The sequence below is a fragment of the Shewanella sp. S1-49-MNA-CIBAN-0167 genome, assembly GCF_040310145.1.
Lineage (GTDB): Bacteria > Pseudomonadota > Gammaproteobacteria > Enterobacterales > Shewanellaceae > Shewanella > Shewanella psychromarinicola.
Map to the genome: position 1 here is coordinate 1 of NZ_JBEOPO010000359.1, position 258 is coordinate 258.

Genomic DNA, 258 nt, shown 5'->3' on the forward strand with positions numbered 1-258 from the left:
GTACTGGATTCCAAAATATTGCGTTACTCTTTAGTGATGAACGTATTAATAAGCGTTGCAGTATTATAACTGATCTTGACTCCGCATTTTTTGATACTGAAATCCTAGAAGCAGATAGTGGTACCCAGAAGAATAAAAAGAAAAAAGCTCAAGGCTCTGAAGAGTCGGGAGCAAACCGTAAACTTCTCCTTGATGAGCTGTGTGCGAATAACTCTTGGTTAAGCCCTTTCTATGCAGAGCATACGTTTGAAGTAGATT

The 258-nt window shown here is 38.8% G+C and carries 1 protein-coding gene; it reads left to right on the forward strand.

Going from position 1 to position 258, the window contains the following annotated elements; genetic code table 11:
• Positions 1-258 (forward strand): hypothetical protein (locus AAEZ00_RS21630; RefSeq protein WP_502959361.1); only part of this gene is annotated, 258 nt, incomplete at both ends.